The sequence below is a fragment of the Agrobacterium pusense genome (genome assembly GCF_900102105.1).
Lineage (GTDB): Bacteria > Pseudomonadota > Alphaproteobacteria > Rhizobiales > Rhizobiaceae > Agrobacterium > Agrobacterium pusense.
In genome coordinates this window covers 84,256-109,023 of the sequence record NZ_FNBB01000006.1, presented here as the reverse complement: position 1 = coordinate 109,023, position 24,768 = coordinate 84,256, and the positions used below count along the sequence as shown (strand labels likewise).

Here is a 24,768-nt window from a genome sequence, read left to right as displayed (position 1 = left end):
TGCGTAATTCGCAGCTGGACGGTGCGGCGCCATCAAGACCAGCTGGCAAGCAGTCCCTCAAGGGTCGCACGGTCCTCTTTATCCAGACGCGCCAGTCCCGGTGCGCGCACCGGGCCAACTTTGAACCCGAGTATGTCCATGGCTTCCTTCACAACGGTCACATTGGCGCCGTTGCGATATTGTGTGCGCAGCCGCTCGAACAATTCGATCTTTTTAACAATCTTCCGTGCAGCCGTAAAATCGCCTGAGGTCAGTGCCTCATGAACCTGCAGCGAAAATTGCGGCGCCACGTTAACGAGGCCGGAGGTGAAGCCGCGCGCACCAACCGCCGCGAAGGCAGCCGCCCAGCTTTCAGCCAGTCCGCAGACATATAGAGCGCCGTCCGGATCGGAAGCGGCAATCGCGCGGGACAGAAGCATGATGTCGGTCGTCGCGAACTTGATGCCGGCGACATTCGGGTGGCTCGCAAGCCGTACCATGTCATCGACCGAAAAGCCGTCCGCCCGGACATAAGCGACCAGCGGCAGTTCGCTGCCTTCAGCGAGGCCGGTAAAGTAGTCGATTTGCGATTGCGGGGCCGCGAAAGGATCGACTGGCTGATGCGACATGACGGCGGATGCGCCCATTTCTTTTGCCTGACGCGCCAAGGAGAGCGCTTCGCGCTGAGAGCGTCCAATAGCCGCCGTGACCGGGGCTTTCCCGCCGACACCTTCTATCGCGGCCTCATAGACCTTCAGAATTTCTGCAGGCGTCAAGGCGTAGAATTCGCCGGTATTGCCTGCCGCGACGATATTATGGATTCCAGCCGTTGCAACGCGTGCGTAAACCTCGGCAGTAACACCGGTCTCCACTTCGCCGCTTGCATCGTAAGCCGTTACCGGAACGCCGGAGATGCCCTTCAGGGCCTGGCGAAAATCGAATGTCGTCATCAACTGTGTTCCTTAAGATCAAAAGTCATCTTCAGATGGAGAATTTGTGAACGGGCGTGCCGGCGACCGGGGCATCGAATGCAACAACCGTACCTGCTGTGGTTATTCCGTCCGTCTCGGTGACGAGACTTGTAAGGTAGATCGTCTTGAGGTCGGGACCGCCGAAACAGGGCATGGTCGGCCCCTTGAACGGCAGCCTGTAGACCTCGAACAATTCGCCGTCCGGTGAAAAGCGGTTGAGACGTCCCGCCTGAACGCCGGCGCTCCAGTAACAGCCTTCGCAATCGGTCGCCGCACCGTCCGGCCTGCCTTCATCCGGCGCGAAATCGTGCAGACGTTCGGCCGGGCCGATCCTGCCGGTCGCAGCGTCGAAATCGAACGCCTGAAGCATGAGGCCGCTGCTGTCGGAATGGTACATGCGTCTGCCGTCCGGGCTCCAGGCAAGTCCGTTCGAAGTGAACATGTCGCCATCGATGATGCGTTCGATGCCACCATCCGGGGCAACGCGATAGAGGCGTGCATTGCCCGTCTGTATCGCGGCCTCATCGCGGGTCCCCACCCAGAAATGGCCGTCCGGGCCGACTTTTCCGTCGTTCAGGCGGCTGTCGGGCCGCCCGCCGTCCGGATCGCACAGAAGATCGAGCTTGCCGCTCGCGGGATTAAGAAGATGCACGCCGGTCCTGAGGCCTGCCACTATCAAGCCATTGTCGCAAAGGCCGAGACAGCCGACCTGGGCGGGCATGTCGTATCTGTCGAGTTTTCCGCCGGGATGCAGGCGGAAAATGGCGGGCGCGAGAATATCGACGAACCAGAGATCGCCGGTTCGCTCGTCCCAGGCAGGCGATTCGCCGACCTTCAACGGGGTATCGATCAAGGAACGGAGCTTCGGTTCTATGATATGCGGCTGGCTCACTGGTTCCTCTCTCTCATCCGCCCATTATGATTCTATTTTCGACAGTGCAGGATGCGGCCTAACTGCCAACGCCCTGAAACATGCGGGCGCGCGCCTTCAATATGTGGTCTTTCATCGCGTCATGCGCAGCCTGCTCCCGTCGCGCAAAAATCGCTTCCACGATTGCCGTGTGCTCGTTCTGGACTTCGCGCACATGCTGCGGCGTCCGCTTGAGGCTGAGGCTGCGTGTCACCGACTGGCCGATTGCGAAATGCGGCTTGAACCAGATCCGCACCGTGATGTGGAACTGGTTGTGGCTCGCCTTCGCGATGGCTTCGTGCAGGGCGAAATCTTCCTCAGCACCGAGATCGTTGCGCTCGAGACATTGTTCCAGCGCGGCAATCGCCTGCTCGATCCGCACCCTGTCAGCGGCCTGCCAGTTGCGCGCCGCAAGCTCAGCCGCGGAAGCCTCCAATCCGGCCCTGAACTCAAAAAAACGCTGCACGTCGGCCAGCGAGCCGACCGGCACCTGTTGCAACACGGAAGAATCCGGCTGCTGGCGTACATAGGAGCCGGATCCCTTTTGCGAAACGATAAGCTCGTCGTTCCGAAGCCGCTCCAGCGCCTCCCGCACGACCGGCCGCGATGCACCGAACAGCGACGCCAGATTCTGTTCCGATGGCAGCCGCTCGTTCACAGGAAACCGCCCGTCCGAAATCATGCCGACGATTTTTTCGTAGATGATGTCGCTCAGCCGAGTTTCGCCTCGAGCGGCGGCAGATGCAGTGTGATTGTCCATCAGCAGCCCTTTCGTTGCAAATCGCTGAAGTTAATGGGTTTCCTGCATTTTAATCGCAACAGAAATACCGGAGTTTTGATGCGCGAGGGGGCTGTCCTGCCGATTTTTTCTTCAAGCCTGATCCTGAAAGCCGGCCTACAGATAAAAAAGATGTAAAAATCTGTCAATACTTGTAATCATCTGAAAACGCCCATATGGTCTGCCCCTGCCGATGGAGGATCGGCTTGCTGGCTGGCCGGGAGGGCCGTCGCGGTTCGGTGAAAGCCGTCTCGCTGCCGGTGATTTTTTGGGAGGATTGTCGATGCGCGATGGCGAAGCATTTTCACTGGGCGTAACGCGCCGAACCTTTATGGCGGGTGTTGGCGGCGTGGCCGCACTTTCCGTCATGGGAGCCTCGGCGCGGGCTGCTGCCGGCAAGCAGGCGCCGGAACTGGAGGCGCTGGTAAAGGACGGCAAATTGCCGCCCTTGGCCGAACGCTTGCCGAAAAATCCGATGGTGGTGACGCCGCACGAGAAAATCGGTACCTATGGCGGCACATTGCGCCGTGGCCTGCGCGGTTCGTCGGACCATAACGGCATCCTGCGCATGGTCGGCAATCAGGGCCTTGTTCGCTGGAACATGGATTTCACCGAGGTTCTGCCGAACCTTGCGGTGAAATGGGAGGTCAACGACGATGCCTCGCAATTCACCTTCCATTTGCTGGAGGGCGCAAAATGGTCGGACGGCCACCCCTTCACCGCCGATGACGTGGTGTTCGCCATCGAGGACTGCATCAAGAACAAGGAGCTTTACAGCGCCACGCCGGCGCAGCTCTCCGTGGCCGGCAAGGCGGTCGATGTCGAAAAAGTCAACGATTTCACGGTAAAGTTCAAATTCGCCGCGCCGAATGCGCTTTATCTCGAAAACCTCGCCACGCCGCTCGGCCAGCATCCGACGCTGTTTCCCAAACACTATTGCAGCAAGTTCCTGCCGAAATACAACATGGCGCTCGATGCTGATGTGAAGGCGGCGGGCGTCTCCAGCTGGACCGAACTGTTCCGCGCCAAATGCGGGGATATCGAAATTCCCTCCCGCTGGTCGAATGTCGACAAGCCGACGCTTGATCCATGGGTGGTGAAGGAGCCTTACTCCGGCGGTGCGACACGGGTGGTCATGACCCGCAACCCATACTTCTGGCAGGTCGATACCGAAGGTAACCAGTTACCCTATATCGACGAAATCAATTTCGGCATTTCGCAGGATGTCGAATCGCTGATGCTGAACGTCATTTCCGGCAAGATCGACATTCAAGAGCGCCATATCAGCGTTCTCGCCAACAAGCCGACCCTGTCGCAGAACATGAAAAAGGGTGACTACCGCCTGCTGACTTTGGTGCCGTCTGCCGCGCAGCAGTGCCAGATTTACCTGAACATCACCCACAAAGACCCGGCAATGCGCAAGATGTTTGCAGACAAGTCTTTCCGTCAGGCATTGTCCATTGCGCTCAACCGGCAGGAAATCATCGACATCGTTTATTTCGGCCAAAGCGAAGGGTATCAGGCCGGGCCACGCCCGACACATCCCTGGTACAATGAAAAGCTCGCGCGGCAATTCACCGAATATGACGCCGACAAGGCGAACGAGCTTCTCGACAAGGCCGGTTACGACAAGAAGAACGGCAACGGCATTCGGCTTCGTCCCGATGGTCAGCCGATCTTCTTCTCCATCGATGTTATCCCGACGCTCTATCCCGATCTGGTCGATGCGTTGGAGCTGGTGAAGGCGCAATGGGCGCAGATCGGCGTCGACATCAAGGTCAATACCATCGAACGCGCGCTCTATTATACACGCGGCGATGACAACGCCCATGATGCCGCCGTCTGGCCCGGTCCCGGCGGTCTCGATCCGATGCTCGACCCGCGCGATTTCTTCGCCTTCCACCCTCAGGGGTCGCGTTACGCCATTCCGTGGGCGCTCTGGTATACATCCAACGGCCAGAAGGGCGAGGAGCCGCCAGAAAGCCAGAAAAAGCGCTTCAAGCTTTTCGATGAGGCGCGCTCCACGGCCGACCTTGCCAAGCGCGGCGAGAAGATGAAGCAGATCTTCGACATTGCGGCGGAAGAGTTCGAAACGATCGGCCTCTGCCTTGCGGTGGGCGGTTTCGGCATCATCCGCAACAATCTGCGCAACGTGCCGGAAACGGAACCCGACAGCTGGACCTGGCCCAATCCCGGCCCGGCGCTGCCGCAACAGTTCACCTTCACAAGCTGATAACGCCACATGGGCGTCGCTGCCGCAACGCGGCGACGCCTCTCAGGTTGTTTCGACCACCCACAGCCCGTCTCTTGAGTGGAAGGCGGTGCGTGCGGCACAATGTGATTGCGAGAACGACATGCTGCTTTTCATCGTAAAACGCCTGCTGTGGATGATACCGTCCCTGTTTGCCGTCAGTTTCCTTGCCTTTGTCCTGATCCAGCTGCCGCCCGGCGACTATGTGACGACCTATATCGCCACACTGGCCGCCTCCAACGAGGTCATCGACCACAATACGGCGGCGCAGCTGCGCGAACGTTTCGGCCTCGATGACCCGATGATCGTGCAATATCTGAAATGGATATGGGGCATCGTCAGCCGCGGCGATTTCGGCATTTCGTTCGAATGGCAGCAGCCGGTTTCAGGCCTCATCTGGGAGCGCATGGCGCTGACGCTGGTTCTGGCCATCGCAAGCCTTCTTGCAACCTGGGCCATCGCGCTTCCCATCGGCGTCTTCTCCGCCGTGCGCAAATATTCGATAGGAGACTATCTCTTCACTGCCTTTTCTTTTTTCGGCCTTTCCATACCCTCGTTCCTGCTGGCGCTGGTGCTGATGTATGTCGCGGCGGTAGAGTTCGGGGCCGATGTCGGCGGGCTGTTTTCCGCGGAATATGAGACCGCCTCGTGGAGCATCGCCAAGATGATGGACCTGATGGCTCATATCTGGCTGCCGGTCGCCATCCTTGCCGTGTCTTCCACCGCAAGCCTCATCCGCGTCATGCGCGCCAATATGCTGGATGAATTGCCCAAGCCCTATGTAACCACGGCGCGGGCGAAGGGATTGTCCGAGTTCAAGCTGCTGACGAAATATCCGCTCAGAATTGCGCTCAATCCGTTCATCTCCACCATCGCATGGCTGCTGCCCAATCTCATTTCGGGCTCGGTGGTCGTCGCCATCGTGCTCAATCTGCCGACGGCCGCGCCGCTGCTTTTGCAGTCGCTGATGGCGCAGGACATGTATCTCGCCGGCGCTTTCGTGCTGCTGATCTGCGCGCTGACGCTGATCGGTTCGCTGATCAGCGACATCCTGCTTGCGCTGGTCGATCCGCGCATCCGGCTCGAATAGGAGGGCGCCATGAGCGATATCACCATGACCACCAATGCCCGGCAGGACCGCGCCGCCGTCGCTTCGCAGTGGCAGCTCATCTGGTGGGCGTTCAAACGCCACAAGCTGGCCATGGCCGCCCTGTTCATCACCATCGCCATGTATATCGTCGCGCTGGTGCCTGGCTTCTTCGCCATCAACGATCCGGTGCTGCAGAATGCCCGCGCCACCTTCCATCCGCCGCAGCGCGTCCACTTCATCGATACGACCGAGGGTTTCTCGCTCGGGCTGCACTATTATCCGCTGAAGCTGACCCGCAATCCGGAGACGCTTGCGGCGGTCTTCGTCGAGGATACGGCGAAGAAAATTCCGGTTCAGCTTTTCGGTCGCGGTTACGAGTATTCCGTGTTCGGCCTGTTCACCACGGACCTCCATCTGCTGGCGTCCACCGATAAAACGCGGCCGCTCTTCCTCTTCGGCGCGGATCGTCTCGGCCGCGATGTCTTCAGTCGCGTTGTGCAGGGCGCGCAGATCTCCCTGTCGATCGGTCTTGTCGGCGTGTTCTTCTCGCTGCTGCTCGGCGTCGTTCTCGGTGGCATATCCGGTTATTACGGCGGCCGCATCGATTTCGTCATGCAGCGCGTAATCGACTTCGTGCTGTCGCTCCCCACCATTCCCATCTGGCTGGCGCTGGCCGCCGCCCTGCCGCAGGGCTGGCCTGCCACGCTGCAATATATGATGATCACCATCATCCTGTCCCTGACCGGTTGGGCGCAGCTCGCCCGTGTCGTGCGCGGCCGGTTCCTGTCGCTCAGGACCGAAGAGTTCGTGGCCGCGGCCCGGTTGGATGGCGTGCCGGAAGGGCGCATCATCTTCCGCCATATGCTGCCGAGCTTTTCGAGCCATATCATCGCTTCGGTCACGCTTGCGGTTCCGGCGATGATCCTTGCGGAAACATCGCTGTCCTTCCTCGGTCTCGGTCTGCAGCCGCCGACGATTTCCTGGGGCGTTTTGCTTCGCGAGGCGCAGAATATCCGCTCGATTGCAACCGCACCCTGGCTGTTCCTGCCCGGTGTGGCTGTCGTTATTGCCGTCATGGCTCTCAATCTGCTCGGCGACGGCCTGCGCGACGCAGCCGACCCCTATAACAAGTGAGGCCCCGGATGAGCGACATTCTTTCCATGAAGCCAGCCAAACCGCTGCTTGAAGTCCGAAATCTGGTCACTGAATTTCCGGTCAGAAACGGCGTTTTCCGGGCCGTCAACGATCTGTCTTTCTCAATCGATCCCGGCAAGACGCTCTGCGTCGTTGGCGAAAGCGGATCCGGCAAATCCGTCACCGCCCGCTCCATCCTGCAGATCATCGACAGTCCCGGTCGCATTGCGTCCGGGTCGATCATCCTCAACCGCGCCGACGGCACCGCTCTGGATCTGGCAAAGCTCGATCCGCGCAGCCGTGCCATCCGCTCGGTGCGCGGCGCTGATATCGCGATGATCTTTCAGGAGCCGATGTCGTCGCTTTCACCCGTGCATACCGTTGGTGACCAGATCACCGAGGTCCTGCGGCTGCACCTCAAGATGAGCAAGGCTGAGGCGCGCGCCGAGGCCATCGAACTGTTGCGGCAGGTGGAAATCCCCAACCCCGAAAAGGCGCTGGATCGCTACGCCTTCCAATATTCGGGCGGCATGCGCCAGCGTGCGATGATCGCCATGGCGCTGGCCTGCAAACCGCAGCTTCTGATCGCCGACGAACCGACGACGGCGCTCGATGTGACGACACAGGCCGAAATCCTCGACCTGATATCGCGGCTGCAAAAGGCGCATGGCATGGCGGTGCTGTTCATCACCCACGATATGGGTGTGGTGGCGCAGATTGCCGACGACGTGCTGGTCATGCACCATGGGGTCGCCAAGGAATATGGAACCGTGGATGAGATATTCCACAATCCGCAGGACCCCTATACCCGCATGTTGATCGGCTCCGTGCTGAAGCTGGAGCAGAAGGCTGAAATCCGGCTCGCGCGACCTCCGCTCGATCTCACGGCCGCGCCGGTGCTCGAAGTGAATGACCTTTCCATGCATTTCGGCGAGATGAAGGCGCTGGATGGCGTGTCGATCAAGCTATTGCCGGGCGAGACGCTCGGCATCGTCGGCGAAAGCGGTTCCGGCAAGACCACGATGGGCCGCTCCATCATGCGCCTTTACGATCCGACCGGCGGCGCGATGCTCTATCGCCGGGCAGATGGCAGCGTGGTCGATCTGGCCAGGATAGAAGGTCCCGAGCTGAAAGCCGCACGGCGTGAGCTGCGCATGGTTTTCCAGGACCCGTTCGGCTCGCTCAATCCGCGCATGACCGTGGCACAGGTCATCGGCGAGCCGTTGCTGGTCAACGGCATTGCCAGGGGCAGGGAGTTGGATGAGCGTGTCTGCGCCCTGATGGAGCAGGTGGGTCTCGATCCGGCCGGACGTGAGCGTTACCCGCACGCCTTTTCCGGCGGCCAGCGCCAGCGCATCGGCATCGCCCGCGCCATAACCCTGAAGCCGCGTATCATCGTGGCGGATGAGGCGACTTCGGCGCTCGATGTTTCGGTGCGGTTCCAGGTGCTGGATCTTTTGATGCGGCTGCAGGACGAGCTGGGGCTCGCCTATATCTTCATCAGTCATGATATCGGCGTCATCCGCTATATGTGCGACCGCGTAGGCGTGATGTATCGCGGCAAGCTGGTGGAAGTGGGAGACGCCGAAAAGGTCTGCAACGCGCCGGATCATCCCTATACGCAGGCGCTTCTTTCCGCCATTCCGCGCCCGGACCCACGCGACCGGGACCGTACCCGCAGATTCCGCTACGTCGAACCATCCGAAGTCAAGAACGGGGCCGTCGCGCGATGATGCCGGGCCTCGCACGCTGCAATTCATGAGGAAGACTGAAGCATGAAAATCGATCGCATGCGGGTATTCGTCACCCGCGACAAGGACCGCCCCCGTGTCATCGTCGCTCTCGATACCGATGACGGTTTGACCGGCTGGGGTGAATGTTACAATCACGGCCCCGATCTCGCCCTGCCGCCGGTACTGGATTACCTCTACGGATTCCTCGCCGGTCAGGATCCGACACGGGTGGAGTATCTCTATAATCTCCTGCTCCAGCAGAACCGCTTTCCGCCTGGAGCGCTCGGTCTGTCGGCGATCTCGGCGCTCGATCATTGCCTCTGGGACCTCGCGGCCAAGGCGGCGGGCGTGCCGGTCTACAAGCTGCTGGGCGGCGAAGTGCGCGACCGTATCAAGGTCTATGCCGGTGTCTACACCGCTCCGGATGCGCCGGCGGCAAAGGAGGAATTCGACCGTCTCAACGAGGATTGGGGCTTCACGGCCTTCAAGCTCAGCCCGTGGCGCCTCGATATCCACGCCCATCGCTGGGGCGAGGTGGTGCGCAGTTCCGCCGAGTATTTCCGTTCGCTTCGCGAAACGGTGCGGCCCGACTACGACATCGCCTTTGACGCCCATGCCAAGATTTTCGAGCCAGCGGCCGCCCGCCAGCTTGGCAATGCGCTTGCCCCTTACGATCCGCTGTTCTTCGAAGAGCCTTTGCGCCCGGAAAACATCGAGATGTGGGGAGACCTGAAACAGGGGCTGAACTGCACGCTGGCAACGGGTGAAAGCCTGTATAATCGCAATGAGTTCCTGCGTCTTCTTCAGGTAAAGGGTGCGGATATCATCCAGCCCGATATCTGCGTCGTCGGCGGCATTTCGGAGATGCGCCGCATCGCCACGCTCGCGGAAGCCCATTTCGTCAGCATCGCGCCGCATAACCCGATGGGACCGCTCGCCACCGCCGTCAACGTGCATTTTTCCGCTGCCCAGCAGAATTTCCGGATTCTCGAATACCGGCTGCCGAAAGGGCAATGCTACGTCTATGGCGGCACCGATCTCGAAAAACGCGAGGACGAAACCCGCTATGTCGTCGACCCCTATCTGCCGAAGGACGGATATCTGGAGCTGAGGCCCGACCGCCCAGGCTGGGGTGTCGAGATGGATGAAAAAGCCATGCAGGAAGATGGCTATGTTCATTGGCAAAGACGGGTGCCGAAACGGCCTGACGGCTCCTATGCCTTCGCCTGAAACGGTTACGATTGCCTGCGGGCGGCTCTCTGCCCGCCTGCGCCCGGCCTGGGGTGGCAGGATGACCCATCTGTGGCACGGGGACTACGGCGATATTCTGGTGCCGACAACGGAGCAGGATTTCGATCCGTTCAACTGGCCGAGGGCCGGCGCATACCCGCTGTTTCCCTATCACAACCGGCTCTATCGCGGGTCCTTCGTCCATACGGGTATCCGGCATGACCTGCTGCCGCATCCGGCGCTTGCGCCTGACGCCATGCATGGCCCGGCTCACCGCCGGCCGTGGGAGATTTCGGACCTGTCTTCGGATCGGGTCGCATTGGCACTGGACTACGAGGCTGACGGAGAGTGGCCGTTTTCCTTCCGCGCCGAGCAGTCTTTCCTGCTGGAAGACGACAGCATGACCGTGGAATTGTCGATAACAAATCGCGCTAATGTGCCTGCGCCGGTGTCGCTGGGCTGGCATCCCTATCTGGCGGCCGGGCTCGGTTGCGATGCGCGGACGGACGCCAAACTGCAATATCCGCTGGACGCGCAGAACGTGCCAACCGGCCAGCCGCCGGCACCTCGCCCGAAACCCGCCATTCCCGCTGCAACGGGATACACATTGCATTTCACCGATTGGTCAAGCGCGCAGGTCGACTTCGACAGGTTTTCACTACGGCTCGAAGCCGATGCGGTTTTCGGCCATCTCGCCGTACACCGCATGGAACGTTATCTCTGTCTTGAACCCGTTTCCATGGCCGCCGGAGCGCTTGGCCTGCCCCAGGCGCAGCGAGAAGGGCAGGGTCTGATGACGGTTGGCCCCGGCGAGCGCCTGTCGGGGCGCATCAGGCTCTCCATCGATCTTCAGGAGGGGTGGGTGCGTCTATAGCGCCCAATCTCCCACCGTTCACCTTTAAAAACGCCACATGCCCATATTTTGAGCGTCAGTTATTGCCGCTTAAAAATAAGCTTGACGACGGCGAAAATTTCTCACCAAATGAACCAATGTAAGATTGGTTCGGTAAATGGTGCGACGTGACGGTGAACCCCAACGACAACTCCAACTACGCGCTTGCGAAGTTGCGGGAGTACGTTCAGACGCAGGATCTTGCGAAAGACCGTCGCCTGCCCACGGAGCGGGCCTTCGCGGAAACCTTCAATGTCGGCCGTCGTGCGGTTCGTCGCGCCCTTGAGGTTCTGGAAGCCGAAGGCCTCATATGGCGGCGGCAGGGGGCCGGAACCTTTGTGGGTGAAAAACCGGATGATTGGTCCGCCCAGGTCACGGAACTGGTCGCCGGGACGGATTTCATGGAAATCATGGAAGTGCGCCTACGCATCGAGCCGCAGCTGGCGCAGCTCGCGGCCATGCGCGCCAAGCCGGACGAGGTGGAGCGTATGCGCGCCCTTGTCGAAAAGACCGGTCAGAGCACGGATGCCGACGCCAAGGAATTATGGGATGGCTCGCTTCATCGCCAGATTGCCCAGAGCGCTGGCAACAAACTTTTCCTGTCCATCTTCGATGTCATCAACCGCGTGCGTCAGGATGATGCCTGGCAGTCGATACGGGAGCTTGCCCGGCGCAGCGGCGCAAACGGCAGGGCGTCTTTCGAACAGCATATGGCCATTGTCGACGCCATCGCCGACCGTGATCCCGCCAGAGCCGGTGAAGCCATGCGTCAGCATCTTCTCATGCATCAGGAAAGGCTGATCCGCGCCACGTCTCTCGGTTTTCTGGAGGAAGGCGTCGGGAAGGGCGATGCGGCCGAAGCTGTTAGTTCTATGACTGAGGCCTCTTGAGGCCACGGATGAAAACTGCCGCCCCTCACGGGGCGGCCAATGACAAAAAGTCAAAATAACCTGACCAGAGGAACGAACATGAAGAAAATCCAGACATTGACTGCGGCGCTGTTGGCAAGCGTATTTCTGGCCTCGCCAGCGCTATCGTCCGAATTGCGCATCGGCCTCAATGACGATGCCGATGTGCTCGACCCCGCGCAATCGCGCACCTTTGTCGGCCGCATCGTTTACACCGCCATGTGCGACAAGCTGGTTGATATCTCGCAGGACATGAAGATCGTGCCGCAGCTTGCCACCGAATGGGCCTGGTCCGAAGGCGGCAAGGTTCTGACCATGAAAATCCGTGATGGCGTCAAGTTTCACGACGGTGAAACGCTTGATGCGGCGGCTGTCGTCGCCACCATCGAGCGCAACATGACGCTGCCGGAATCCCGCCGCAAGAGCGAGCTGTCCTCCGTCGAGAAGGTCGAGGCGACGGCACCGCTGGAAGTCAAATTCACCTTGAAGACGCCCGACGTTACCCTGCTGGCACAGCTTTCCGACCGCGCCGGCATGATCGTCGCACCGAAAGCGGCGAAGGAACTGGGCGCGAATTTCGGTTCCAAGCCAGTCTGCGCCGGACCGTTCAAATTTGTCGAGCGCATCCAGCAGGATCGCATCGTACTCGAAAAATTTGCTGACTATTGGGACAAAGACAAAATCCTCGTTGACAAGGTCGTCTACCTGCCGATCCCCGACACCACGGTGAAGCTTGCGAATCTTCGTGCCGGCGATCTCGATATCGCCGAGCGCATTTCGGCTTCCGATGCGGAATCCGTCAAGAGTGACCCCAAATTGAACTATGCCGATGTCATCGGACCGGGCTACATGGCCATGTATGTCAACATCAACAATGGGGCACGTGCTGACAATCCGCTCGGCAAGGACAAGCGCCTGCGTCAGGCCTTTTCCCACGCGATCGATCGCGAAGCGATCGGCCAGATTGTTTTTGAAGGCACCTCCAAGGCCGGCAATCAGGCATATCCGCCCACAAGCCCCTGGTTCAACCAGAACCTGCCGGTTCCGCCGCGTGATATCGACAAGGCCAAGCAGTTGATGAAGGAGGCGGGTTATGAGACGCTGGACGTCGAGCTTCAGCACGCCAACAACACAACGCAGACGCAGATGATGCAGGTCATCCAGTCCATGGTGGCGGAGGCCGGCTTCAACGTCACCCTGAAGGCCACGGAATTCGCGACGCTTCTTTCCGAACAGACCGCCGGCAATTATCAGCTCAGCCGCTCCGACTGGTCGGGACGTATCGATCCCGATGGCAACCTGCACCAGTTCGTCACCTGCAAGGGCGGCATCAACGATGTGAAATATTGCAATCCTGAAGTGGACAAGCTGCTGAACGATGCCCGCGCTTCGACCGACGACGCGGTGCGCAAGGAAAAATACGATGCTGCAAGCGTCATCCTCAACGATGACATGCCGATCATCTATCTCGGCCACCAGCCTTATGCCTATGCCATCTCCAAAAAGGTCAAGGACTGGGCGCCTTCGCCTGACGGCATGATCCGCCTTCTCGGCGTTTCCAAGGACTGATCCCTTCGCATAGGCCGCACGGCTTGCCGTGCGGCCGCCAAGACCGGACCAAAACGGGGGCAATGCCATGCCTGTTTATATCGGCAAGCGACTGCTGGTCGCGATCCCGACGCTTCTGATCATTTCCATCTTCGTTTTCTCCCTGCAGAAACTTCTACCAGGCGATCCCATCCTGGCGATGGCTGGCGAGGAGCGCGACCCCGCCACGATCGAATTCCTGCGAGAGAAATACCGTCTTAACGACCCGGTTCCACTCCAATACGTCAACTGGCTGGGCGGCGTGGTAACCGGCGATTTCGGCATTTCGCTACGCACGAACCAGCCGGTTCTGGAACTGATTGGCCAGAAGCTGCCGGTGACCATTCAGCTGGCTGTCATGGCGATGTTCTTTGCGATGATCATCGGCATTCCCATCGGCATTCTGGCCGCCGTCAAGAAGAATACGTGGATTGACTACACGGCCAATATCGTGGCGCTTTCCGGCCTGTCCATCCCGAATTTCTGGCTCGGCATCATGCTCATTCTGCTGGTATCGGTGAAACTCGGCTGGCTACCGGCATCGGGTTATGAATCGATCTTCGTAGACCCTGTCCGCTCTATCGAAACCATGATCATGCCCGCCTTCGTGCTGGGCAATGCACTGGCGGCGACGCTGATGCGCCATACACGTTCGGCGATGGTGGCGGTGTTGAGCTCCGATTACATCCGCACCGCCCGCGCCAAGGGGCTTTCCCCGCGCGAAATCATCCTGTCTCACAGTTTCCGCAACGCGCTTCTGCCCGTTATCACGCTCTTGGCGCTGCTCTTCGGCGAACTGCTGGCCGGTGCGGTTCTGACGGAGCAGATTTTCACCATTCCCGGTTTCGGCAAGATGACGGTCGATGCGGTCTTCACGCGTGACTATGCCGTCGTGCAGGGCATCGTGCTCTGCACCGCCGTCGGCTTCATCCTCATGAACCTCCTGGCCGACATTGCCTATGTCCTGCTCAACCCCCGCCTCAGGGCGACAATCTAAGGCCCTGATATCATGACCGTTCTGGATCAAAGCCTTTCGATACCGGCGACACGGCAGGAAAGCCGCGCCTGGAAAAAGATGAAGCGCAACAAGTCGGCGCTCGCCGGCTTGATCATCGTCGTGTTTTTCGCCGTGCTGGCGATTGCCGCGCCGATATTGCCGATTGCCGACCCCGTCGCGACCAGCTGGTCGGCCATCCGCAAGGCGCCGTCGGCTGCCCACTGGCTCGGCACGGATGATCTCGGCCGCGATATTCTCTCGCGCATGATTTATGGCGCTCGCGCGTCGCTGATGGCCGGCGTCGTCTCCGTCATGATCGCCGTGATGATCGGCGTCCCCTTCGGGTTGATCTCCGGCTATTTCGGTGGCTGGGCGGATATGGTGATCTCCCGGATTACCGAAGCGCTGCTGGCGATGCCGTTCCTGATCATGGCGATTGCGCTTGCCGCCTTCCTCGGCCCGAGCCTTACCAATGCGATGATCGCCATCGGCCTTTCCGCCATGCCGATCTTCGTGCGGCTGACGCGCGGGCAGGTGCTGGCCGTCAAGATGGAGGATTATGTCGAGGGTGCAAGGTCTATCGGCCTCAATCACATCGACATCATGACCCGCTACATCCTGCCGAATGTCTTTGCCCCCATCATCGTGCAGGCGACGCTGACGGTGGCGACCGCCATCATCGCGGAGGCGAGCCTTTCCTTCCTAGGGCTTGGCCAGCAGGCGCCGGCGCCTTCCTGGGGTTCGATGCTCAACATCGCCAAGAACTTCTTGAGCCAGGCGCCATGGATGACGATGTGGCCCGGCATCGCCATCTTCCTCGTCGTCATCGGTTTCAATCTTCTGGGCGATGGTCTGCGCGATGCGCTCGATCCGCGCGAAGCATGATTTTTTACAAGGAATATCGGAATGACTGATTTCACCACACGCCCTGAAATCCTCGGCACCTTCGGCGTTGTCACCTCAACCCACTGGATCGCCTCGGCAGTTGGCATGGCGATCCTTGAGAAGGGCGGCAATGCTTTCGACGCCGCCGTCGCCACCGGCTTCGTGCTGCAGATCGTCGAGCCGCATCTGTGCGGTGCGGGCGGTGATATGCCCGCTGTGTTTTATTCGAAGCAGAAGGACAAGGTGGAGGTCATCTGTGCCCAGGGCCCGGCTCCGAGCGGTGCGACGATTGAACATTATACCTCGGAAGGTCTGAAACTCGTCCCGGGCGACGGGCTGCTTGCCACCGTCATCCCCGGCGCCTTCGATGGCTGGATGCTGATGCTGCGCGACTATGGCACGATGAGCGTGCGCGACGTGCTGGAACCGGCCATCTATTATGCCGAACATGGGCATCCAACGCTGCCGCGTGTCTCTGCCACCATCAAGGGGCTCGCCGATTTCTTCAAAAAGGAATGGCCGACATCCTACGAAACATGGCTGCCGGGCGGGGCCGCACCGGAGCCCCACGCCAATTTTCGTAATCCTGTTCTGGCGGCGACCTATCAGCGGATCATCACTGAAGCTGAAGCGCGTTCTGGCCGCGAAAACCAGATCGAGGCGGCGCGCGATGCCTTCTACCGGGGTTTCGTTGCGGAAGCCATCGACAGTTACGTCAGCACTTCAGAGGTGATGGATGCCAGCGGCACAAGGCACAAGGGTGTGCTGACGGCGGAGGATATGGCCGGGTGGAGCGCTACCGTTGAAGCGCCGCAGACGCTCGATTACCACGACTGGACGATTGCCAAGACGCCAGCCTGGGGGCAGGGTCCGGTCCTGCTGCAATCGCTTGCGCTGCTGAAGGGCTTCGACATTGCGGCCATGGACCCGTCCGGTCCCGATTTCATCCACACCATCGTCGAAGCCATGAAGCTCGCCTTTGCTGACCGCGAGGTCTATTACGGCGATCCGGAATTCGGGCAGATTCCGACGGAATATCTCCTGTCGGAAGGCTATAATGCCGGACGTCGCGCGCTGATTGGCAGCGAGGCCTCGCTGAAGCTGCGCCCAGGCATCGTGCCGGGTTACGAAAAGCAGGTGGACGCGACAATGGCGATGCTGGCGGAAATGAGCGGCAAGGGCACCGTCTACGAGCCGACCATGTCGCATCTGACCGAAAAGCGCGGTGACACCGTGCATATCGATGTCATCGACCGCTGGGGCAACATGGTGTCCACCACCCCGTCGGGCGGCTGGCTGCAGTCGTCTCCCATCGTGCCGGGCCTCGGTTTCGCGCTCAATTCCCGCGCCCAGATGTTCTGGCTGAAGGAAGGCCTGCCGACCTCGCTTGCGCCGGGTAAACGCCCGCGCACCACATTGACGCCCTCGCTTGCGCTGCATCAGGGCCGGCCTTCCATGGTCTTCGGTACGCCGGGCGGCGACCAGCAGGACCAGTGGCAGCTGCCCTTCTTCCTGCGTTATGCCCACCACGGCAAGAACCTGCAGGCGTCGATCGATATGCCCTTGTTCCATACCTCGCATTTTCCGGGTTCGTTTTATCCGCGCACCAGTTCACCGGGTGAAATCATGGTGGAGGGCACGGTGGGTGAGGCGACGCTTGCCGAGCTTCGCCGTCGTGGCCACCGGGTTACCGTTGCCGATGCCTGGTCGGTCGGGCGGCTCACCGCCGCGCGCCGCGATGCGGACGGCCTGCTGCGCGCCGCCGCAACACCGCGGTTGATGCAGGCCTATGCGGTGGGGCGGTGAGACCATGGAAACAAATCCAGTCCTCTCCGTCCGCAACCTCACCACCTCCTTCCTCGTCGATGGCGCTTGGAAGAGTGTCGTGCGTGATGTCTCCTTTCATGTCGCGCCCGGTGAAACCGTCGCCATTGTCGGGGAATCCGGTTCCGGCAAATCCGTGACGTCGCTGTCGCTGATGCGTCTGCTTGCGCCGGCCTCCAGCCGGATAGAAGGCGAGGTGCTGCTTAACGGCCGCGATCTGCTTTCGCTTTCCGAAAAGGAAATGCGCGGTGTACGCGGCAACGATATCTCGATGATCTTTCAGGAGCCGATGACGTCGCTCAATCCGATCTTCACCATCGGCCGCCAGATTTCGGAAGTTCTCATTCGCCATAAGGGGCTTTCGAAACACGAGGCGCGGGCCGAGACGGTGCGGCTTCTGGAAAAGGTCCGAATTCCCAACGCGGCGGGCCGTTTCGACGAGTATCCGCACCAGTTTTCAGGCGGCATGCGCCAGCGCGTGATGATCGCCATGGCGCTCGCCTCCAAACCGAAGCTGCTGATCGCCGACGAGCCGACGACGGCGCTCGACGTGACCATTCAGGGCCAGATCCTCGACCTCATCAAACTGCTGCAGGAAGAGGAGGGCATGTCGGTGCTCTTCATCACGCATGACATGGGCGTCGTGGCCGAAATCGCCGACCGGACAATCGTGATGTATCGCGGCGACGAGGTCGAGACCGGGCCGACCGAGGAGATATTCAAACGCGGCAAGCATCCCTATACACGGGCGCTGCTTTCGGCGGTGCCGAAGCTCGGCTCGATGCGTGACCGGCACTGGCCGACGCGTTTTCCCGTGCTCGACATGAAGACCGGTCTTTCGACTGAGCCGGAGGAGGTGGCCGAGACCGTTGCGAGCGGTCAGACGCCGGTCCTGTCGGTGAAGAATCTTGTGACACGTTTTCCCATCCGGTCCGGCCTGCTGGCGCGCCAGACGGGTGCGGTTCACGCCGTTGAAAACGTCTCCTTCGATCTCTTTCAGGGTGAAACGCTGTCGCTTGTGGGCGAATCCGGCTGCGGCAAATCCACCACCGGCCGCTCGATCATGCGGCTTGTTGAGCCGTCGTCCGGCGATGTGTCACTCGATGGTTATGATGTGATGCGTCTCGATACGGTCGGGCTCCGCAACATGCGCAAATCCGTGCAGATGATCTTTCAGGACCCGTTCTCCTCGCTCAATCCGCGCATGACGGTGGGTACGGCAATTTCCGAACCCTTCATCAAGCATAAATTGGGCACCACGAAACAGGCGAAGGAAAAGACCGCCGATCTTCTCGAAAAGGTCGGGCTTTCAGCCGACATGGCCAAGCGCTACCCCCATGAATTTTCGGGCGGCCAGCGCCAGCGTATCGCCATTGCCCGTGCGCTTGCCCTCGATCCGAAGGTTATCGTCGCCGACGAAAGTGTGTCGGCGCTCGATGTCTCGATCAAGGCGCAGGTGTGCAACCTGCTGCTAGACCTGCAACAGAGCCTCAACCTCGCCTTTCTTTTCATCAGCCATGACATGGCGGTGGTGGAGCGTGTCAGCCATCGTGTCGCGGTGATGTATTTGGGCGAGATTGTCGAAATCGGCCCGCGGGCGGCTATTTTCGACAATCCGCAGCATCCCTACACAAAAAAGCTGATGGCGGCAGTGCCAGTGCCCGATCCGTCAAGACGGGGAATAAGGCGCGGCATATCCAATGATGAGCTGAAGAGCCCGATACGGGCAATGGGATATGAAACACCCGCGCGAACCTACAGGACGGTATCGCCCGGCCATCTGGTGCAGTCGGCCTGAGGCGGTTGCTGCGGTATCAGTGCTTCGAAGAAGAAGCCTTTATGCCGGGTTCTTGAACGGGACGCCTCGCAGGTGCTCCATCAGGTAAGCATGGGTCGCGGGATTGGCGACGATCAGCGTGCCCGTCTTTTCGTAGAATTCCGGACCGCGACCCCACCAGTCGGTCACGATTCCGCCCGCCTCCTGCACCAGCAGGATGCCGGCTGCGGTGTCGACGAAACCGGTTTCCTCATAATAACCGGTCAGCCGGCCGCAGGCCACGTAAGCGCATGAATTGGCGGCGCTACCGACCACACGGACCGCGCCGATGGGGGCGCGGATTGCGTCGAGGCGCTGATAGGCGCCTGGATAAAGCTGGAGATTGGGCGTCGGCAGGCCGGTGCCGACGCACATCAAGGCAACATCGGTGCTGGCATTGACCTGCAGGCGCTCGCCGTTGAGATAGGCGCCTTCCCCCTTGATCGTCGTAAACATCTCGCCGGAGACGGGATTGTAGACCAGTCCGCATATGGTCTCGTTGCCGCGCCTAAGCGCGATGGTGATCGTGTAATGTTGGCCGAAGAGGAAATTGGTGGTGCCGTCGATTGGATCGACCAGCCAGCGATGATCCTGATCGGCTCCTTCCACAGGCGCAAATTCCTCGCCGGTCAGTCCCCAGGGATATTGGCCGAGCAGACGCTTTCGGATCAGCGTCTCGGAATCCCTATCGGCGTCGGAAACGAAGTCTCCCGGACCCTTGACGCCGATCTCGATGTCGCGAAAGCGCCGGAAATGGTCGAGCGTCAATGCGCCGGCTTCGCGGGCGGTGGCGACCATGTGCTCGAGGATGGCGCTGTAATTGACTGTCATTTGCTGAAAACCTCTGCGAGCCCTTCCGGGTCATCGGTGGTGATCTGGTCCACCTTCAGCCTCAAGAGCCGCTCGACTGCATCAGTGGATTGCGGCGTGACGCTGTTGATCGTCCAAGCATCCACACGGCGGCCCGCGGCATGAATCGGGGCGATGATATCGACACCAGCATCCGCAGCTGCAAGCACGATCTCGTACGCGAGGTAGATCATGTCCGCATGGGGTGCTGTGGCAAGGGCGTCTTCGATGAAGTCCAGATAGTTTCCGCTTGCCTGCAACTCTGCAAGGGTGCCGCGATGGCAGGGGTCATAGCCAGTGCGAAGGCCGGGGGCCGAGCCAGCCAGCGCGGTAATAGCGTCGAAATCGCCGCCTGACAGGATCACCGACTTTGCGATAGGTGAAACGCTTATCCCGAAGCCGGCGACCATCTGTGGGGCAAGCGCCTGCCGGTTTTCCTTGAAATCGAGCTGTAGCAGGGCGTCGGGATGAACGGTGTCGTCCGCAAGCAGGGCGCAAAGGTCTTCGAGCAACATCACTTTCGAAGCGATTGGCTGGCCGTCATTATCGCGCAGGTGAAGCTGTCGCAGGGTTGCGGCGGATGTATCGCGTACCCGGCCGGTGCCAGTGGTTTCCCGCTCCAGCGTCCGGTCATGCAAAACGGCGCAACCGTGATCGGCATGAATGACGAGATCGACTTCGATGCTTGCACCGAGCCGCATCGCTTCGATGATGCGCTCCCCCGTAAAGACCGGATCGGAAGCACGGCGGCGGCCGCGGTGCCATTTGAGCCAGGTTTTGTGGCCGTTGCGGTCGATGAGTATCGGATGGGTCATGTCAGCTCCGGTAGATCGGGCGGTTGTCGCGATAGGCCGTGATGGAACGGGGCGAAATCCGTACCCCCTGTCCCGCCCGGAACATATCCGGATGGGAGACCATGGATTTGATCCTGGTACCATCGGTCAGATCAAGGTCGACAAGGCCATGGGTGCCATAATCCGTCACCCGGTGCACACTCCCCTCCGGTGTTTCGGAGGTCGCCAGATCGATGGCTTCCGGGCGAACGGCGAGAATGGTCGGGCCATCAGAGACGGGAAGCGGAAAGGTGAAGCCAGCGCGCATGAAGTTCCCACCTGAAACCATGCCCTCAATCAGGTTCATGGTGCCGATGAAGCCGGCGACGAACGGGGTCTTCGGCTCCCGGTAGATCACATTCGGCCGGTCTATCTGTTCGGTCTTGCCATTCGCCATCACGACGATGCGGTCTGCCATGGAAAGCGCCTCGTCCTGACCGTGGGTGACAAACAGCGTGGTGATGCCGAGACGCTGCTGGATATCCCGAACCTCTTCCCGCAGCCTTTCGCGCAGATGCTGGTCGAGACTGGCGAAAGGCTCGTCGAGAAGCAGGATTTTCGGCTCCAGAACCAGCGAGCGGGCAAGCGCCACACGCTGCTGCTGGCCGCCCGAAAGCTGGCTCGTGGCTCGCTCGCCATAACCGGAGAGACCGACGAGTTCGAGCACGGCCTCCACTTTCTCCCTGATCACGGCAGCCGGCATGCGGCGCAGTTTGAGGCCGAAAGCAAGGTTTTTGAACACATTCATGTGGCTCCAGAGCGCGTGGCTCTGGAATACCATGCCGGTCGGCCGCCGCTCCGGAGGCAGGCGGGTGACGTCTTCGCCATCTATGGTGATTTGCCCGCCTGTCGGTTGCTCGAACCCGCCAACCATGCGCAGCAACGTCGATTTTCCCGAACCGGAGGGGCCGAGAAGGCAGACGAGTTCGCCATCAGCGACATCGAGCGAGAAACTGTCGACTGCATTGGTGCCACCCGAAAAGCTTTTCGTGACCTGGCGAATGTGGAGTACGGACATGTAGATTTCCTAACCGCCGAAACCGCGGGCAAATGCGCCGCCTCCGATGACGCGGCGGGCAAACATGAGGGCAATGAAGGACGGCACCCAGAGCAGGACGGACAGAACTGCACCATACTGGATGACCATCTGGTTGTTGATGTAGCTGATCATCAAAACCGGCATCGTACGAATGCCGGGCGCCCCGATCAGCCATGCACCTTCGGTCTCATAAAAAGTACCAACGAAGCTCAGCATAACGGCGGCGGCAATAGTCGGTCCCGCCTGTGGCAGGGTAATTGACCAGAAGACCCTGAGCGGGCTGGCGCCGACATCCCGGGCGGCTTCTTCCATGCGCCGATCGACGGCCTGGAATGCCGCCACGGGAATCCAGATCATGAACATCAGCGTGCCGACCAGCTGGATGAGAACGACGCCCCAGAAGGTACCGATGAGGTTGAGCTGCAGGAAAATGGCGGCAATTGCCACCAGAAGCCCGAATTTCGGGAAGGCGTGGCCGGCGAGGAAGGAGAAGAACAGGAGGTTGCGGCCGGGAAAGCTCATACGCGCGAAGGCGTATGCGGCAGGAAGGCAGATCACCGCCGAAAGCAGCGTCACAACCGTCGTCAGCCGCAGGCTCAGCATCAAAGCGTTCCACACGTCAGCGCGGCCAAGTGTCTGGCCCCAGAACCGGAAACCGAACTGTTGTGGGATGACATTGGGGAAACGCCAGACCTCGGTGAATGCCCATGTGCCCACAACAAGCAGCGGCCCGACGATGGCGATGGTGAGAAGCGTAGCAAAAAAAATGCCGGGCCAGTCCATGCGGGCCCGAGCCCGCGTCATCGTCGTCATGTCATTTCCCCTGGTTGCGCGCGACCGAACGCACATAAAACAGGCCGAAAGCAATGCAGAAACCGAAAGCGATGACGGCCTGTGTCATGGCGCCGATGGGATCCTGCACTTCGCGCAGCGTGCGCTGCATGAAAGGTCCAAGCATTTCGGGAGATGCCGGTCCGAGAAGATATGGAAGGGTGAAGGAGGAAAAAATGCCGAGCACCGAAAAGGAAAGCGCCACGAGAATGGAATTGGTAATGCGTGGCAGGATGATGTGACAGAAAACCTGCAGCGCGTTTGCGCCGACATCCCGCGCCGCCTCTACCGACTGGTTGGCAACGCTTCCAAGCCCCGCGAGCAGGATAAGCACGGTCAGCGGAATATTGTCCCAGACAAGACCGATGACGGGTCCCCAGGGCGTGAGATAGGGCGTGCGGATTTTCGGCAGGTCGACGGCGTTGAGCAATATGTCAACCATGCCGTTCGGACCGAGAACGCGGATGAAGGCGAAGGCGAGGATGATGGAGGGCACGAACATCGGGAATATGGCCAGCGCCTGCACGTAGGCCGAGAGGCGGCCCTGCGAAAAGCGCAGGTAAAGCGCGATCGGCAGGCAGATGACCAGCAGGAGGATCGCGCAGACCATCGTCGTCCACAATGTCACGGCAAGATTGTCGAGACTGTAGCGGTCCGAGAAGAAAAAAGCGTAGCTGGAAAGGTCGAAACGCGTTTCACCATTGGCGTCGATGCGCCAGACAGTGCGGCCGATGGCGTTGATCGCTGGCCATATAACGAGCCAGATCATCAGGAATACGGGTATGGCAACGAGCAGGAGGCCGCTTGGCCTCCTGCCTGACGTATTGTCCATGAGCGGGCGAGCCGCTCCTTCTGCGACTTCGGTCACGACTTGCGGTCAACGTTGGGAGCGACGTTGCGATACCAGCCATCATTGATGGCGGTTTCCCATTTACCGGCCGGGAAGGTTGGAATAGTCTGGGGGATGATGTCGGCGAAACGCTTGCGCAGTTCTGCCGGCACAAAGTCCCAGGAAACGCCGGGAAAGCCGCCAAGTTCGGTGAGGATTGCCCCCTGGATTTCTTCCGACAGCACGAAATTCGCGAGCTTCAGGGCCGCATCGCGATTGGCGCCGTTCGCCAGTACGACGGCACGCGAAAAATTGCCGCACAGCGCGAGATCCTGAAGCTGCACCAGACCGGTTTCCTTCGGCAGAACGCCCTGGTCGATGGCCTGAAGCACCTGGTCGGACCAGACCGGGGTCATGGTGACGACGCCTTGGGAAAGAAGCTGCAACGACTGGGTGTTGCCGGACGAGTAGGCGCCCTTGTCGTAAAGCGACGGTGCGATGTCCTTGAGCAGTTCCCATGCCTTGCCGAGGGCCTTGTCGCCTGCTTCCGGCGTGTAATTGTCGACATGAATGCCTTGGGATCAAGGCCGTTCGCCTGATGGATGGCGCGACGAACGAAATTGCCGCCCGAACCGCCCTTGTCGGGGCGGTTGTAAACGAATTGACCCGGATTGGCCTTGATCCAGCTGACGAGCTGATCCCATGTCTTCGGCGCATCCGCCGGCTTCAGCTTGCTCGTGTCATAGGCGAGCAGGACCTGGCTGCCGCGATAGGGCAGGCTGTACTCGCTCTGGATAGCGAGCGGGTTGACACGCGAATAGTTGGAAAGCCCGGCCTTCGCCATGTTCACATAGATACCGGCTTCGATGGCACCGGCAGGCAGCAGTGGATCGGCCGTTTCGAAATAATCGGCCTGCGGATCGGTACCGGTCTGCTTCGCGGCAACGGCGCGCTCGCCGATGGCGATAATGCCGGCGCCGTCGCCGGCGTCGACCAGATTGAGCTTCAGGCCAGGATTGGCGGCTTCAAAGGCGGGCTTGATCGTGTTGGACCAGAAATCGAGGATGTTTGTATCCGAACTGGTGTACCAGTCGATCGTGCCCGCAGCGGCGAAGCTCATGCGCGGTGCAAGGGCGAGACCGGCGGCGGCGCCTGCGGCGGACATCATAAAGGTGCGGCGTTTCATCTATGTCTCCGATATTGTCGGCGCGAGTGGAACTGTCGAGCGCTGCCCGAGGGGCTGGTAGGCGCAGGCCGGTCGTTGCACAGCCGTGCATTTTTGGACCAGCCGGCGGCGGTTCTAATGTCTTTCCATAACGCTTTCGTGACAGTCCGCCCGCGCCGCCTCGGAGCCGCGCGCTCATATCGCGCTTATTCGCGACGGAGCATAAAGAAAAACCCC

20 protein-coding genes and 1 pseudogene are annotated in these 24,768 nt (G+C 60.3%); 12 read left to right on the top strand and 9 right to left on the bottom strand.

Annotated features, from left to right (window positions below):
- Positions 1-32: 32 nt before the first annotated feature.
- From BLU28_RS15470 to BLU28_RS15460, 3 genes are read right to left on the bottom strand one after another with little or no spacing between them, the layout of a single operon-like run.
- Complete coding sequence (locus BLU28_RS15470; protein WP_077987579.1) at positions 33-929, bottom strand: dihydrodipicolinate synthase family protein; 897 nt, start codon at positions 927-929, stop codon at positions 33-35.
- Positions 930-960: 31 nt separating this feature from the next.
- The gene (locus BLU28_RS15465) at positions 961-1,842 is read right to left on the bottom strand and encodes an SMP-30/gluconolactonase/LRE family protein (protein WP_072493745.1); all 882 of its coding nucleotides are present in this window, start codon (positions 1,840-1,842) and stop codon (positions 961-963) included.
- 58 nt (positions 1,843-1,900) lie between these two features.
- Complete coding sequence (locus BLU28_RS15460; protein ID WP_003521683.1) at positions 1,901-2,620, bottom strand: FadR/GntR family transcriptional regulator; 720 nt, start codon at positions 2,618-2,620, stop codon at positions 1,901-1,903.
- 301 nt (positions 2,621-2,921) lie between these two features.
- Between BLU28_RS15460 and BLU28_RS15455 the strand changes: the two genes are divergently transcribed.
- The 12 genes from BLU28_RS15455 (at position 2,922) to BLU28_RS15400 (ending at position 18,967) form a co-directional block, all read left to right on the top strand.
- Complete coding sequence (locus BLU28_RS15455; RefSeq protein ID WP_077987600.1) at positions 2,922-4,871, top strand: ABC transporter substrate-binding protein; 1,950 nt, start codon at positions 2,922-2,924, stop codon at positions 4,869-4,871.
- A gap of 121 nt (positions 4,872-4,992) precedes the next feature.
- Positions 4,993-5,979 (top strand): ABC transporter permease, encoded by a 987-nt coding sequence (locus tag BLU28_RS15450; RefSeq protein WP_003521681.1) that lies wholly within the window; start codon positions 4,993-4,995, stop codon positions 5,977-5,979.
- Positions 5,980-5,988: 9 nt separating this feature from the next.
- Entirely contained in the window at positions 5,989-7,113 is a 1,125-nt protein-coding gene (locus tag BLU28_RS15445) for an ABC transporter permease (protein ID WP_072493744.1), read from the top strand.
- Positions 7,114-7,121: 8 nt separating this feature from the next.
- Positions 7,122-8,846, top strand: a complete 1,725-nt coding sequence (locus BLU28_RS15440) for an ABC transporter ATP-binding protein (protein ID WP_175477702.1) — start codon at positions 7,122-7,124, stop codon at positions 8,844-8,846.
- 42 nt (positions 8,847-8,888) lie between these two features.
- Positions 8,889-10,076: a galactarate dehydratase gene (locus tag BLU28_RS15435; RefSeq protein ID WP_022563876.1), complete on the top strand. Its 1,188-nt coding sequence runs from the start codon at positions 8,889-8,891 to the stop codon at positions 10,074-10,076.
- The gene (locus BLU28_RS15430; RefSeq protein ID WP_077987580.1) at positions 10,063-10,950 is read left to right on the top strand and encodes an aldose 1-epimerase; all 888 of its coding nucleotides are present in this window, start codon (positions 10,063-10,065) and stop codon (positions 10,948-10,950) included. The genes BLU28_RS15435 and BLU28_RS15430 overlap by 14 nt, the downstream gene beginning before the upstream one ends.
- A gap of 146 nt (positions 10,951-11,096) precedes the next feature.
- Complete coding sequence (locus BLU28_RS15425) at positions 11,097-11,858, top strand: FadR/GntR family transcriptional regulator (protein WP_072493740.1); 762 nt, start codon at positions 11,097-11,099, stop codon at positions 11,856-11,858.
- Positions 11,859-11,936: 78 nt separating this feature from the next.
- On the top strand, positions 11,937-13,445 hold the full coding sequence (locus BLU28_RS15420; protein ID WP_077987581.1) for an ABC transporter substrate-binding protein: 1,509 nt from the start codon (positions 11,937-11,939) through the stop codon (positions 13,443-13,445).
- Between the two features lie 67 nt (positions 13,446-13,512).
- The gene (locus BLU28_RS15415; RefSeq protein ID WP_006700442.1) at positions 13,513-14,460 is read left to right on the top strand and encodes an ABC transporter permease; all 948 of its coding nucleotides are present in this window, start codon (positions 13,513-13,515) and stop codon (positions 14,458-14,460) included.
- Positions 14,461-14,472: 12 nt separating this feature from the next.
- Positions 14,473-15,345 (top strand): ABC transporter permease, encoded by an 873-nt coding sequence (locus tag BLU28_RS15410; protein ID WP_175477701.1) that lies wholly within the window; start codon positions 14,473-14,475, stop codon positions 15,343-15,345.
- A gap of 21 nt (positions 15,346-15,366) precedes the next feature.
- On the top strand, positions 15,367-17,151 hold the full coding sequence (locus BLU28_RS15405; protein ID WP_077987582.1) for a gamma-glutamyltransferase family protein: 1,785 nt from the start codon (positions 15,367-15,369) through the stop codon (positions 17,149-17,151).
- 4 nt (positions 17,152-17,155) lie between these two features.
- A complete protein-coding gene (locus BLU28_RS15400) occupies positions 17,156-18,967 on the top strand; it encodes an ABC transporter ATP-binding protein (RefSeq protein ID WP_077987602.1) in 1,812 nt (603 codons plus the stop codon).
- Between the two features lie 39 nt (positions 18,968-19,006).
- On the opposite strand, the gene BLU28_RS15395 is transcribed toward BLU28_RS15400, so the two are convergent.
- The 6 genes and pseudogenes from BLU28_RS15395 to BLU28_RS15370 form a co-directional block, all read right to left on the bottom strand.
- Positions 19,007-19,816 carry an inositol monophosphatase family protein gene (locus BLU28_RS15395; protein WP_072493736.1) on the bottom strand — a complete coding sequence of 270 codons (810 nt, stop codon included), beginning with the start codon at positions 19,814-19,816 and terminating at the stop codon, positions 19,007-19,009.
- Complete coding sequence (locus tag BLU28_RS15390) at positions 19,813-20,649, bottom strand: glycerophosphodiester phosphodiesterase (RefSeq protein WP_077987583.1); 837 nt, start codon at positions 20,647-20,649, stop codon at positions 19,813-19,815. The genes BLU28_RS15395 and BLU28_RS15390 overlap by 4 nt, the downstream gene beginning before the upstream one ends.
- Before the next feature lies 1 nt (position 20,650).
- Entirely contained in the window at positions 20,651-21,685 is a 1,035-nt protein-coding gene (locus tag BLU28_RS15385; protein WP_022563885.1) for an ABC transporter ATP-binding protein, read from the bottom strand.
- A 9-nt stretch (positions 21,686-21,694) separates the two neighbouring features.
- Complete coding sequence (locus tag BLU28_RS15380) at positions 21,695-22,519, bottom strand: ABC transporter permease (RefSeq protein ID WP_004444541.1); 825 nt, start codon at positions 22,517-22,519, stop codon at positions 21,695-21,697.
- Between the two features lies 1 nt (position 22,520).
- Positions 22,521-23,369 carry an ABC transporter permease gene (locus tag BLU28_RS15375; protein WP_004444540.1) on the bottom strand — a complete coding sequence of 283 codons (849 nt, stop codon included), beginning with the start codon at positions 23,367-23,369 and terminating at the stop codon, positions 22,521-22,523.
- Between the two features lie 32 nt (positions 23,370-23,401).
- Positions 23,402-24,552 (bottom strand): annotated as a pseudogene (locus tag BLU28_RS15370) (extracellular solute-binding protein).
- Positions 24,553-24,768: the final 216 nt, after the last annotated feature.